Origin of the sequence: Hyunsoonleella jejuensis, from assembly GCF_900111025.1 — a bacterium.
In the GTDB taxonomy this organism is placed as follows: domain Bacteria; phylum Bacteroidota; class Bacteroidia; order Flavobacteriales; family Flavobacteriaceae; genus Jejuia; species Jejuia jejuensis.
Map to the genome: position 1 here is coordinate 478,789 of NZ_FOFN01000001.1, position 13,211 is coordinate 491,999.

At 36.0% G+C, this 13,211-nt stretch carries 9 protein-coding genes; 2 read left to right on the top strand and 7 right to left on the bottom strand.

What is annotated here, in order from left to right:
• Positions 1-76 precede the first annotated feature (76 nt).
• The 3 genes from mnmG to BMY39_RS02095 all read right to left on the bottom strand — a co-directional run bounded on the left by mnmG (position 77) and on the right by BMY39_RS02095 (position 5,986).
• Positions 77-1,948 carry a tRNA uridine-5-carboxymethylaminomethyl(34) synthesis enzyme MnmG gene (gene mnmG, locus BMY39_RS02085; protein ID WP_092574787.1) on the bottom strand — a complete coding sequence of 624 codons (1,872 nt, stop codon included), beginning with the start codon at positions 1,946-1,948 and terminating at the stop codon, positions 77-79.
• A gap of 158 nt (positions 1,949-2,106) precedes the next feature.
• Complete coding sequence (gene ybeY, locus BMY39_RS02090; RefSeq protein WP_092574790.1) at positions 2,107-2,523, bottom strand: rRNA maturation RNase YbeY; 417 nt, start codon at positions 2,521-2,523, stop codon at positions 2,107-2,109.
• Positions 2,516-5,986: a DUF4175 family protein gene (locus BMY39_RS02095; protein ID WP_092574793.1), complete on the bottom strand. Its 3,471-nt coding sequence runs from the start codon at positions 5,984-5,986 to the stop codon at positions 2,516-2,518. The genes ybeY and BMY39_RS02095 overlap by 8 nt, the downstream gene beginning before the upstream one ends.
• A gap of 113 nt (positions 5,987-6,099) precedes the next feature.
• On the opposite strand from BMY39_RS02095, the gene gltX reads away from it, so the two are divergent.
• Positions 6,100-7,611 carry a glutamate--tRNA ligase gene (gene gltX, locus BMY39_RS02100; RefSeq protein WP_092574795.1) on the top strand — a complete coding sequence of 504 codons (1,512 nt, stop codon included), beginning with the start codon at positions 6,100-6,102 and terminating at the stop codon, positions 7,609-7,611.
• Here gltX and BMY39_RS02105 read toward each other — a convergent pair whose 3' ends face one another.
• Complete coding sequence (locus tag BMY39_RS02105; RefSeq protein WP_092577529.1) at positions 7,612-8,295, bottom strand: hypothetical protein; 684 nt, start codon at positions 8,293-8,295, stop codon at positions 7,612-7,614.
• A gap of 72 nt (positions 8,296-8,367) precedes the next feature.
• Between BMY39_RS02105 and BMY39_RS02110 the strand changes: the two genes are divergently transcribed.
• Complete coding sequence (locus BMY39_RS02110) at positions 8,368-9,291, top strand: SPFH domain-containing protein (protein ID WP_092574798.1); 924 nt, start codon at positions 8,368-8,370, stop codon at positions 9,289-9,291.
• 129 nt (positions 9,292-9,420) lie between these two features.
• Here BMY39_RS02110 and BMY39_RS02115 read toward each other — a convergent pair whose 3' ends face one another.
• From BMY39_RS02115 to BMY39_RS02125, 3 genes are all read right to left on the bottom strand, one after another.
• Positions 9,421-10,572, bottom strand: coding sequence for a GNAT family protein (locus BMY39_RS02115; RefSeq protein WP_092574801.1), 1,152 nt, complete (start codon positions 10,570-10,572; stop codon positions 9,421-9,423).
• A gap of 67 nt (positions 10,573-10,639) precedes the next feature.
• Entirely contained in the window at positions 10,640-11,122 is a 483-nt protein-coding gene (locus BMY39_RS02120) for a DUF1761 domain-containing protein (protein WP_092574804.1), read from the bottom strand.
• 83 nt (positions 11,123-11,205) lie between these two features.
• Positions 11,206-13,200: a glutamine--tRNA ligase/YqeY domain fusion protein gene (locus BMY39_RS02125; protein WP_092574808.1), complete on the bottom strand. Its 1,995-nt coding sequence runs from the start codon at positions 13,198-13,200 to the stop codon at positions 11,206-11,208.
• Between the last annotated feature and the right edge of the window lie 11 nt (positions 13,201-13,211).

Consider the following 13,211-nt stretch of genomic DNA (forward strand, 5'->3'; position numbering starts at 1 on the left):
AGAATGACAAAAAAAGAAAATTAAATTAGATGTTCCACGTGGAACGTTTATAAATAATTCTTAAAATTACTGGAAATTATCTCCCCATATACACGAGTAAAACAGAAATATCGTTTGGTGATACACCGCTAATTCGTGATGCCTGCGACACTGTAGCTGGTTGAATTTTTTTCAACTTTTCCCGCGCTTCATAACTCATAGATTTAATCTGTGCATAGTCAAAATTCTCAGGGATTTTTACATACTCCAATCTGTTTAGCTTATCAGCATTGTTCTTTTCCTTGGCAATGTATCCTGAATATTTTACTTGAATTTCTGTTTGCTCTATCACTTCCCTATCCAAATTATTCTCTTGAATGTATGCTTCAACGGCCTCCACTTTTCTTACATCATCCATCTCAATATTAGGTCTCGCAAATATTTTAAAAAGCTTTCCAGACTGCTTTACGGGCGCCGAATTATTAGCCTCTAAAATTGGATTTATCTCTTCGGGCTTTACACTCTGAGTTTCAAAAAAGTTAACGAATTTCTCAGCAGCTTCATGCTTTTCTTCCATGCGTTTTAAACGCTTTTCAGAAGCTAACCCTAGTTCATAGCCTTTTGGCGTTAATCGTAAATCCGCATTATCTTGACGCAACAACGTTCTGTATTCCGCTCTTGATGTAAACATGCGATACGGTTCTTCGGTGCCTTTGGTGATTAAATCGTCCACCAAAACACCGATATACGCTTCGTCTCTTTTCAGCATAAATGGCTCCTTTTCTTGAACTTTTAAGCTCGCATTTATTCCAGCCATCAACCCTTGCGATGCTGCTTCTTCGTATCCAGTAGTCCCATTAATTTGTCCTGCAAAATATAAACCCTTTACCAGCTTGGTTTCCAAAGTATGCTTTAATTGCGTTGGTGGAAAATAATCATATTCAATCGCATAACCAGGTCTAAAGAATTTCACATTTTCAAATCCAGCCACAGAACGTAGCGCTTTAAATTGCACATCTTCTGGAAGCGATGTTGAGAACCCATTTACATATACCTCTACTGTATTCCAGCCTTCCGGTTCAATAAACAATTGGTGTCTATCCTTGTCTGCAAACCGATTGATTTTATCTTCTATAGAAGGGCAATAGCGTGGTCCTAAACTTTTGATTCTACCATTAAACATTGGCGACCTGTCGAACCCTTCCCGAAGCAAGTCGTGTACTTCAGGGCTTGTATATGTCATATAACACGAACGTTGCTTTTGTAGCGGTCTAGTAATATCTAAATAAGAGAATTTCTCTGGATTTTGGTCACCCGGTTGTTCTGTCATTTTTGAGAAATCCAATGATCTGCCGTCAACTCTTGGCGGGGTTCCTGTTTTCATTCTACCAGAATCAAAACCTAAATCAACAAGCTGTTCTGTAATACCTGTCGCTGCTTTTTCTCCTGCTCTACCTCCCCCAAAGTTCTTGTCTCCTATATGAATTAAACCGTTTAAAAACGTGCCGTTTGTTAGCACCACTGTTTTAGATTTTATTTCAACCCCGAGAGATGTTTTAATACCAACAACGTTATCGCCTTCTATTAACAATCCAGACACCATTTCTTGGTAGAAATCCAAGTTAGGCGTTTGTTCCAAAAGCAGTCTCCAATCTTCAGCAAAACGCATTCTGTCGCTTTGAACCCTAGGGCTCCACATTGCTGGTCCTTTAGACTTGTTCAACATCTTGAACTGAATTGCAGATGTGTCAGACACGATACCACTGTAACCACCAAGCGCATCAATCTCCCTTACAATTTGTCCTTTGGCAATGCCGCCCATAGCAGGATTACAAGACATTTGTGCAATGTTTTGCAAATTCATTGTAACCAATAGGGTTTTACTCCCCATATTGGCAGCGGCCGCGGCAGCTTCACTACCTGCATGTCCAGCTCCAACTACAATTACATCATAAAGGTCATTAAACATAACTAAATCATTCTTTACTTAATTTATCACGCTGAACTAAATTCAGCACTTTAAGACTCAATAAGATTCTGAAACATATCCAGAATGACAAATTGTGATTATCAATGTTCCACGTGGAACATCGCTCAAATTTCGGTTTGCAAATATACGTTGAAATTTTAATTCATAGGAAATCTGCCAATATAGTAGTTTTCTTTTTCACGCATTACCTTGGCGTCATCGTCGGTTTTGTCTTTGTACCCGCAGTAATGCAATACGCCGTGTATAATCACGCGATGCAACTCATCTTCAAAAGAAACTTCAAAGTCTTTAGCGTTATCCCTTACTCTTTCCACGGATATAAAAATATCTCCTTGTATTATTTTACCTACAGAATAATCAAAACTGATGATGTCTGTTAGGGTGTCATGATGCAAAAATTCAACATTCAATTTATGTAAATACGCATCATCACAAAACACGTAATTGATTTCTTCTAATTTATGTTCCTCGCATTTAATGGTGTCAATAATCCACTTCGAAATTAAATGCTCTGAACTTAATTTAAAATCAGTTTCGTAATTAAAATTAATCATTTACTTTTTTAAAATATTGCTGCACTTTCTTTTTATAAACTTGCTGCAAAGGTAAAGCTTGACGGTTTAAAATCTCTGTAGTTTGAAAATATTGTTTTGCTTGGGGAATTTGACTTTTAGAATTATTATCAAATTGGTTTTTATTGGTTTCAGATTCACGCTTGTTGTCTTCGCCTTGTTGAAAGGTGGCGTTTTCTAATTTTAACAATTGGTGCTTCAAATTTGTCATTTTTTGAAGCGTTTCATTCGTAAAACCTTTATTTAATAAATCCAGTTCTATATCTTCCATTTGTTTGGATAGCCTATCACCAATACCGCCTTTGCCTTCCTTCTCCAAGCGCTTATCTAATGCTTCACGTAATTGCTGTTGTTTCTGATATATTTCATAAAGCAATCCTTCGTTATCAAAATAATCGCCCTGCCCTTCTCCTTCGCCACCAGATTGTTGTCCGTTTTCACCTTGCTCCCCTGGTTTTCCGTCTTTTCCTTTTTGTTGACCCTTCTCACCTTGCTTCCCGTCTTCACCTTGTTCTCCATCCTTCTCGCCTTTCCCCTTTTCATCTCCTTCTCCCTCCTTAGGTTTGCCTTTTTCGCCTTTCTTCAAACCATTTTGCATCATTTGATTTAGTTGTTCTTGACTCATTATAATGTCAGGCAACTGCATTTCTCCCTCTCCGTTTTGACTCATGGACATGCTCATGTTTTCTTGCATGTTATCTAAAATATCACTGAGCATATCGGCCAAATTATTGGTGGCCGTTATGGCAAACTGTTGACTAGAAACACCTTGATACAATTGGTTTTCAGCAAGAAGTTCTAAGGCCTTATCGATGTTAAAATAAACTTCAGAAATTTGCTTATTTACATCCTCAGACATTTTAGGCTGCCGTAAGGATAAGGCAAATAAACTATCATCAATATGCTCGAAATGCTCCTTTAAATAACTCTGTTTTTTTAAATATGTCGCATATTTATCGTTATTCTCATCAATAGTCCTAAACTCCTCCATTAAAGCTTCTTCTTCAAAAGAAAACAATACCAGATTGTCCAAAATCTGACGCAACATGTCTACATCCTCCTGCATCTGTTCACCACTCATAGACTGCATACTGCTTTGCATTTTACCAGCCATTTGTTTCATTTTTTGGGCTGCATTCTTCTGACTTTTCTGAGCGTTCTTTAGGTTTTGTTGTTGGCTATTGGGCTCACTTTGTTCTGTCTCTTGTTGTTCTCCACCCTCCTTATTTTCTTCTTGCTCCTTTTGCTCTAGTGCCTCAGTAGCTTTTTGAAGCTCATCATTAACTTCTCTTTCGTCCAATTTGTCCCGTGGAATTTCTATTGGCTTTTTCAAAGCTTTGCTCTCTTTCTCAAGTTCTTCTATTTGTTTTTGAAATTCTTCAAAATTGTCATTTACAGCATCCTGCTTTTCCTTTGTGTTTTCTTTTTCCTCAGCCTTGGATAATTGCTCTTGCTCTTTAGCCAATTGATTTAAATCATCGGCGAGTTTCTCTAACTTTTTCTCAACATAAAAACGTTTGGTAAGTTCCAACAACTGCTCTAAACTTCGCTTTTTGTTTTTGTTTTGTTTAGCAACTTCTTCAAGCTTTTTAATCAACTCTTCATTGTTAATTTTCTCCTGAAGCTTTTTCAGTTCATCTAAAACTTTCTCGTCTTTTTTTAGCTGCGCTTCATTATCCTCTAATCGCTTCTTTAGGTCTTCTTTAAAAGGATCTTGGTTTTGATTATCCTTCTGAAATTCCTCAAGATTCTCCTTTAACTTCTTATTGAAGTTTTTCATCATGTCGTCCTGTTGTTTCTGACGATTAAAAAACGATGCTAATTTCTTCTTATCATTAAAGTTTAGACTCTTTTTTTCCTTTCCCGTTTTTGTTAATTCATCCAAGCGCTTTTCTTGCTCTTCAAATTTTTTGAGCGATTTATCTAGGTCCTTTATCGTTTCCCCTTGTTGTTCTAATTGTTTTTCTTTTTCTTCTTCTTGAGTACGCCTGCGGTAATTGAAAATTGTGCTCTTTTTGCTTTTAAAACGATTTACCCTATCATTGTCGAACACTTGAAAATAGAGTTGATACGGCACACCCGATTCTATATCTAAATTATCAGGAAACGCCGAAATAAAATCCAGCACATTCGAAGTGGTGATTGGAATCTCTTTAGTTTTTTTGTCTTTTTCATTTTCGGAAGGATAATACACTAATTGTAGTTTGCTCAAGCCATAATCATCACTTACCTGTCCATAAAAATACAGGGTTTGCAAATCCAGACTATCCACCTTCATTTGTACGTTTAATTCTGGATATTCATCCTTTACCACATCTATCGAAAACGTAAGGTTCTCGTAATCTTTTAGGTTTTTATTGCTTGTGCTTATTGTATAATCGTAGTTTCTAAAAAGGCTTTTAGAAGTTTTAAACACATTATCTGATTCTACATTAAAATTCACCGTATCCTTCGCATATAAGAATACATTATCTGTTGATTTTGTCTTTAATCGCCATGTTACTTTGGTTCCCTCAGGCACGACCGCATTTCCGGTACTTTTTAAGGTTTCATTTCGTTTTTTGGTGTGCTTTGGATAATTCAGAACCATCTCAAAACCTAACAGCGTAGGTACTTCAACAATAGCAATATCATACGATTTAGAATTAACAGCGTTAGCAGATAAACTAAAGGTCACAGACTTCTGAAGTTGGGGGAAAATATATTCAAAAGCCCCTACGCCTGTTTGCTGTAAAAAATATGATTCATTATTAAAGGTGATTTGGGCATTCTCTGGAACCACATCACCTGCAGTTTTTACCAATAGCTTAAAATCCTTGCCTTCAATAGCTTTTAACTCTTCATTCACAACAAAAAACTGAAACGGGGCTGGTGGCTCATAAGCGGTTTTGTAATCTACAACACGTTTGTAACTATCGCTAAACCAATCGAAATTTCCAGTAGCATATACCAGCAGTAGTATAATAACCGGTATAATAGCATACTTTAAATAGGAGAGGTTTTGTTTAAAATTAACCGCCAATTTAAATGGAATAGGGTTGAGCTCTACCGATTTTTGATCAATACTCGCCAACAGTAATTCAGAGTCCCCGTTACTATCCTTAAGCTGAATAACATTTAGTAATTTATCATCAACTTCAGGAAAGTGCTTGCCAATGATTCTGGCTGCGCTTTCATAATCAATCCCTTTTTTAAGCTTAAATAACTTGGCTAATGGTATAGCCACAAATTTGGTAAGCAACGCTAATTCTACAGCAATAAACACCCAAAATAAAACAGTTCTGGCGGTAGTATTCAACCATAAAAAATGTTCTATGAGCAGTGTAAACAAGAAATATAAAAACCCAATGGCAAAAAACAAAATCGCACCTTTTAACAATTCGTTGGTGTGATAGCGCCTAATAAAGTGCTCTAATTTTTGCTGTATATGCTTAAAATTATCCATAGTTTGGGGTAAAACCTGTGCTTATAAGGCATTTAAACTACTAAACTACAATTTTATTTTCTTCAGCCTTTATAATTATGTGTTAATTGTATCTTTGCCAAAAATAACAAAACATGACCAAAAATGTTCGTGTGCGTTTTGCACCAAGCCCAACGGGGCCTTTACATATTGGCGGTGTTCGTACCGCTTTGTTCAACTATTTGTTTGCTAAAAAACACAACGGTACTTTTATTTTACGTATTGAAGATACCGACCAAAACAGATATGTTGAAGGCGCAGAACACTACATTATTGATGCCTTAAACTGGTGCGGCATGCCCCCAGATGAAAGCCCTGTGAATGGTGGAGCATTTGGGCCATATCGTCAAAGCGAGCGTAAAGATTTATACAAACAATATGCAGACGCCTTAATTGCTTCTGGAAATGCTTATTATGCGTTTGATACTGCTGAAGAATTAGATTTTCATAGAAAAGACCATGAAGCCAAAGGCAAAACGTTTATATATAATTGGCACAATCGTTTAAAACTGAAAAACTCCTTAGCACTTTCAAAAGAAGAAGTTGAAGCTAAATTAGAAGCTGGAGAGGATTATGTAATTCGTTTTAAATCTCCTCAAGATGAAACCTTACATCTGAAAGACATCATTCGTGGTGATATTAAAATTGACACTAATATTTTAGACGATAAAGTATTATTTAAAAGTGATGGTATGCCTACCTATCATTTAGCCAATATTGTAGACGACCATTTAATGGAAATAACACATGTTATTAGAGGTGAAGAGTGGTTGCCATCTTTAGCGTTACATTACCAATTATACCAAGCTTTTGGATGGGAAGCCTCAGAATTTGCACATTTACCATTAATTTTAAAACCTACAGGTAAAGGCAAATTAAGCAAACGTGATGGAGATAAACTAGGGTTTCCTGTATTTCCATTAGAATGGAAGGACCCAAAGACAGGTGAAGTATCCAGAGGCTATAAAGAAGATGGGTATTTTCCGGAAGCTATGGTTAATTTCTTAGCGTTTTTAGGTTGGAATCCAGGAACTGAACAAGAAATTTTTAGTTTAGAGGAGCTAGTTGCTGACTTTGATTTAGGCCGCGTCAACAAATCTGGAGCGCGTTTTGATCCTGATAAAACCAAGTGGTTTAATCACCATTACATGCAGGAGCAAAATAATGATGTGCTAGCTGAAGCTTTTAAACAATCTCAACCTGAACTTTCGGAAATTGATGTTGATTATATTTCATTGGTAATAGGCCTAATAAAAGAACGCGCAACCTTTGTATCTGATTTTTGGGAATTAAGCCATTTCTTTTTTACCGCGCCAACTTCTTATGATGAGAAAGCAGCTAAAAAAGCATTTAAGGATGGTACAGCCGATATATTAAAAACGGTGAAAAACATAATTTTGCATATAGACGATTTTACGGTTATTGCACTACAAAAAGATATTAAAGGTTGGATAACCGAAAACGACATTGGTTTTGGAAAAGTAATGATGCCACTGCGTTTAGCCTTAGTCGGTGCTTTACAAGGCCCCGATGTTTTTGATATTATGTTTATGATTGGGAAAAATGAAACGGTAAAACGCATTGAAAACGCAATTAAAAGCCTTTAACTAAAAAGAAACTACAGCCCCTAGAACTAACATATTCTGATTTCCTTTAAATCGGGCATCACCACCGGTTGTATCTAAATTTTGGTTTTCCAGCTTGCTCAATATATTGGTAAACCCATATATGTATTGTGCTCTCAACATAAAATTCCGAATACCTAAAGAAGCGCCTACCACACCATTTAGGTTAAATTGCGAAATATTAATAATATCTTCAGCCATTAAATTGGTGTAGTTGTTAATGTAATAACCTTCTTGTTCTTTATTTTTTATCTCAAGCTTGCCGTTGTATTGTAACATCGGGCCAACATCTATTGTAAAATGGTTTTCTATCACTTTTACGTTAAGTAACATTGCAACTTGTGCTTCAAACATTTTATAGTTAATAAATTCGTTTTCAGTACTTACTAAAGCTGGTCTTCCTAAAATATCAATATTACTTTCAGACAATTGCATCCCAAAACTTACATTGTACCAGCGCAAGGGAATATCAACGGTGGCCGACATTCCACCCAAAAATCCGTCGCCTTGGGATGTCACAAAATTATCAGTGGCAATATCAAATTTTGTAATGCCCCCAAAAATAGAAAAGCCATTAGTTATTGGGTACCTGCCTTTTTGAGCATGGTTAGTTGTAACAAAAGTTAGGGTAAATGCTACTAATAGAATAAGTTTATTAATTTTCATGGATTTAGGGTTAATTGCCTCAAATATAACGTAAATTAGTAATTCCATTTTTAATCATTAAAAAACACAACTATGAACTTCTTTTACATCCCATTCATCGTCTTGGGATTAATTATTTTAATCTCATCATTCTTTATTGTTAAACAACAAACTGCAGCCATAATAGAGCGTTTTGGTAAATTTCAAAGTATTCGTCAATCTGGCTTACAATTAAAAATTCCTTTAGTAGACCGTATAGCAGGAAGATTGAGTTTAAAAATTCAACAATTAGATGTTATTATAGAAACCAAAACTCTGGATGATGTTTTTGTTCGCTTAAAAGTATCTGTGCAATACAAGGTAATACGCGAAAAAGTGTATGATGCATTTTATAAGCTAGATTATCCACATGATCAAATTACATCTTATGTGTTTGATGTGGTACGTGCTGAAGTGCCAAAAATGAAGTTGGATGATGTTTTTGTGCGTAAAGATGATATTGCTATTGCCGTAAAAGCCGAATTGAATGATGCGATGATGGAATACGGTTATGATATTATTAAAACCCTGGTAACAGATATTGACCCAGACGCGCAAGTAAAAGCAGCCATGAACCGTATTAATGCCTCTGAGCGTGAAAAAATAGCTGCACAATTTGAAGGAGATGCTGCCAGAATTTTAATAGTGGAAAAAGCAAAGGCAGAAGCAGAAAGCAAGCGTTTACAAGGGCAAGGTATTGCAGACCAACGTCGTGAGATTGCTCGTGGATTAGAGGAGTCTGTTGAAGTTTTAAATCGCGTTGGAATTAACAGTCAAGAAGCTTCAGCGTTAATTGTTGTAACCCAGCATTATGATACGTTGCAATCTTTGGGTGAAGAAACTAATAGTAACTTGATTTTATTACCAAATGCACCACAAGCGGGAAGCAATATGCTGAATGATATGGTAGCGAGTTTTGCCGCAAGTAACCAAATTGGTGAGGCCATGAAACAAGCTAAAAAGAATCCTCCTAAATAGGTAAATTCTTTTTATTGATATTAAAAAAACCTCCTAGAAAATCTCGGAGGTTTTTTTATAATTTTTAATTTTAGTTCAAATTCACTTCGTAGAACTAAAAAATCAAATATCTTTTATTTAAGTATTGCTTTAGCTAAAAGGATGTCTCTCCTCCCAATCTTGCGAGGGATTCATAAAACGAAATACTTGTTTTAAAATACCGTTAAGAATATTATTTGTATGCTTTAAATACATTACCATGGGCTTAGGTTTCGCACCAACAGAACTCTTAATTTCCATAGCGGTTCTGGCATAAATAATTTGCTCAAAACCGTTTTCAATGCCAAACTTAGCCATGTCGTAAAGCATATTTAAATATAGCTGATTGGGATATTGGAGTTCCGCATCATACCCTAAAAAATAGGTTTCCAATTGTTTTCCGTTAAGAATTAAAGTGAAAAAACCAATGAGTTCGTCCTTCAAATAATATCCAAAAACCCTGAATTTGTCACCCAAATGAAGTTTATAAGTGTAAAAATGATTTTCAGGCAAAATAAAAGTGTTAAACTTAGCATTGTTCGATACATTAAGATACAAACTATGAAGTAGCCTAGAGTTTGCTTTAATGGCCTCTAAATCCATTTCTTTACAAACTATGCTATTTAGCTTCTTTTTAGCACGCTTGTATCGCGTTCTGTACTTTTTGTTCATACACGAGACATAATCCATATTTTTACACCAATCTTCCCTAATATTCATTATCATATTGGGTTGAACTGTGGCTTTGTGCAACTTTTCGTGTTTAAAATAAGAATGATGCAACACGATATCATCAACAAAAAAATCCTTTAGAAGAATGGCTCTAATAGTTTTTCTATCTTGTGTTTTTATAATCTTTTGTAATTCTGATATCCCTTTAAAAATCTCATTATAGAACGCTGTTACAGTAATATGTTCGGCATCAAAATATAAACCATGTTGCCCTGTGTGTGTTAAGTTGCCAACTACTAAAATGTTTCCCTTAAGCACTTTTGAAATAGTATCTTTAAAAAACGTTTTAAGACAAGATACCCGAGTATCTCTAAACATATCTTTTAAATATAATTGCACGCGTTGAATTAACGCCACACCTATTAGGGCTTCATCCTTAAAAACACCGATATAAAATAAATTTATATTAGAGGGCGAAGCAGCTTCTAAAGCCTTTAAGTAAGATGCACACAAAAGCGCATCATGTGCAACCAAAGCATCCCACTGGGAAGGGACCTCATCTATACTCTTGTAAATGTTATACTTTATCAATACAAAAAAGAAAAGACTGAAAATTACGATTCTCAGTCTTTAAATATGTTAAAACTTTACAAATTTATTATTGCCATCCACAAATAATAGCGCCCATAATCGCCATAACTACCATCCAATAGCCACTATTAATTAGAATATACTTTGCACCTTTACGTTCAAACAGTGCATTTGTACCAAGCACAGGAAGTACAATAAATACCGCTGCAAAAAACCCATGTAGAGCGCCATGGCCAAAAGTTCTATGCGCTGTACCATAATCGGCCATAAATGCGGTGTAGGAGGGAAGCGCATTTTCAATATCGCCGCCTACCATTCCCATTGCTCCTGTTTGATGAATGGTTAACGTTAACATACTCATAGCCAATAAAACAGCAAAGATAAAAGCCATCGCAAATATTTTTCCCATATTAGCGCTTTTCATTTTTTCTTCGGTCATATCTGCTACGTTCATCCAGGCAGTTCCAAAAACCTTAGGATTATACCAAACAAAACCAACAACAAGTGCAGAAATTGCAGCAACTAAGATTGCTAAAAAATTAATTTCCATGATTTTAAAGTTATAGTTAGTACCTAAATATAATCAAAAAATAAATGCAATTGTTTTTTTAACTTTTTGAAAATCAAGAAAATCTATACTCTTTTTGCCTCTGTAACCAGCACGTCATTTTTATCCTCTAGCGCCTTTTCTATAAAATTGTTTATGGCTTCGTTCCGTTCCAAACCATTATTTAATAGTACGCTTAACGTTAGCACTGTAGCTATACGAGTTCCTACTTTTTTCACCGCTGTACTAAACAACGGCTCCAATTCTTCATAAGTTACATTTTTCGCAAGTTCTAAAATTTCGGCACGAACATTTTGCTGTTTAGCTTCGGGTAAATTAGTGTACTTTTTTCCTAGTTGCTTAATGCTATCTATCGCCTTCCTTTTGGGTTGATGATTTGCAGATTTTTGTGACGGATTGCTAGGTTGGGTTGGTTTTTGTTTTGCCCAAGTATCCCGTAAACCAACTGTTTTATTAAATACCAATGTATCAGAAGTGGTGTCTTCATCTACATTGAAATAACCCAATCTTTGAAATTGATAACGGTCACCAACGTTAGCATCTGCAAGGCTTGGCTCCACAAAAGCTGTTATTGTTTTTAAGGAATTCGGATTTAAGAATTCCATAAAATCTTTATCCTGATGGCTGTCTGGTGCTTCGTCCATAAACAGTCTATCGTACTCTCTAACCTCGGCCTTTATAGCATGTTGAATAGACACCCAATGCAGCGTGCCTTTTACTCTTCTATCTGTGTCTTCTGAATATGTACAATGTATCTCTATAACTTCTCCTTTGGCATCCTTAACAACACTTTCGGCTTTAATTATGTAGGCGTTTTTCAACCTAACTTCTCCACCTAATTTTAATCTAAAAAACTTATTGCTTGCTTCTTCTTTAAAATCTTCTTTTTCAATATACAATTCCTTCGAAAACGGCACTTTTCTGTAACCTGCACTTTCGTCTTCCTGATTGTTTTCAGCATCCATCCATTCTACTTTATCTTCAGGATAATTTGTTATTACCAACTTTACAGGGTTTAATACAGCCATAACACGAGGCGCTGTTTTGTTTAAATCCTCACGTATACAAAATTCCAACAGCGATACGTCTATCACATTATCGCGTTTTGCTACACCAACCGTTTCTACAAACTTTCTTAATGCTGCTGGGGTATAACCTCTGCGTCTTAGTCCGGAGATTGTGGGCATTCTTGGGTCATCCCAACCTTTTACGATACCATCTTCAACTAATTTAAGCAACTTACGCTTGCTCATAATGGTATAGCTTAAGTTTAAACGTGCAAATTCGCGTTGTTTTGGCCTAAGTTTGTTTGGGTCTGCAACTTGGTCTAAAAACCAATCGTAAAGCTCTCTGTGGGGTTTAAATTCCAAGGAACATAAAGAGTGTGATATCTGCTCTATGTAATCACTCTCACCGTGTGTCCAATCGTACATAGGGTAAATGCACCAATCACTTCCTGTTCTATGGTGTTCTTTTTTTACAACACGATACATTATTGGGTCGCGCATTAACATATTCGGGTGTTGCATATCAATTTTTGCACGCAAAATATGTTCTCCTTCATCAAATTCACCATTTTTCATGCGGTTGAACAAATCAAGATTTTCGTTAACCGTTCTATTTCGGTAAGGACTATCTACTCCTGGTTCTGTTGGTGTGCCTTTTTGTTCAGCCATGGCTTCACTAGACTGGGAATCTACATAGGCTTTTCCATTTTTTATGAGCATAATGGCCCAATCATAAAGCTGCTGAAAATAATCTGAAGAGAATAAAACTTTGTCCCACTTGTAACCCAACCAAGCAATGTCGCGCTTTATAGCATCAACATACTCCTGTTCTTCCTTTGCTGGGTTTGTATCATCAAAACGCAGGTTCACAGGGGCATTGTAATATTCGCCCAAACCAAAACTGATACCTATGGCCTTAGTATGCCCAATGTGCAAATAGCCATTAGGTTCTGGTGGAAACCTAAAACGCAAATCGTTTTTAGACATTCCATTCGCCAAATCATCCTCTATAATTTGCTCTATAAAATTGAGTGATTTTCTTTCTTCAGACATAAACTCCGATA

What these genes read in the sequence shown, in the direction of transcription:
- BMY39_RS02095 (WP_092574793.1), bottom strand. Translation starts at nt 5,986, where the DNA reads ATGGATAATTTTAAGCATATACAGCAAAAATTAGAGCACTTTATTAGG.
- mnmG (WP_092574787.1), bottom strand. Translation starts at nt 1,948, where the DNA reads ATGTTTAATGACCTTTATGATGTAATTGTAGTTGGAGCTGGACATGCA.
- BMY39_RS02120 (WP_092574804.1), bottom strand. Translation starts at nt 11,122, where the DNA reads ATGGAAATTAATTTTTTAGCAATCTTAGTTGCTGCAATTTCTGCACTT.
- gltX (WP_092574795.1), top strand. Translation starts at nt 6,100, where the DNA reads ATGACCAAAAATGTTCGTGTGCGTTTTGCACCAAGCCCAACGGGGCCT.
- BMY39_RS02110 (WP_092574798.1), top strand. Translation starts at nt 8,368, where the DNA reads ATGAACTTCTTTTACATCCCATTCATCGTCTTGGGATTAATTATTTTA.
- ybeY (WP_092574790.1), bottom strand. Translation starts at nt 2,523, where the DNA reads ATGATTAATTTTAATTACGAAACTGATTTTAAATTAAGTTCAGAGCAT.
- BMY39_RS02125 (WP_092574808.1), bottom strand. Translation starts at nt 13,200, where the DNA reads ATGTCTGAAGAAAGAAAATCACTCAATTTTATAGAGCAAATTATAGAG.
- BMY39_RS02105 (WP_092577529.1), bottom strand. Translation starts at nt 8,295, where the DNA reads ATGAAAATTAATAAACTTATTCTATTAGTAGCATTTACCCTAACTTTT.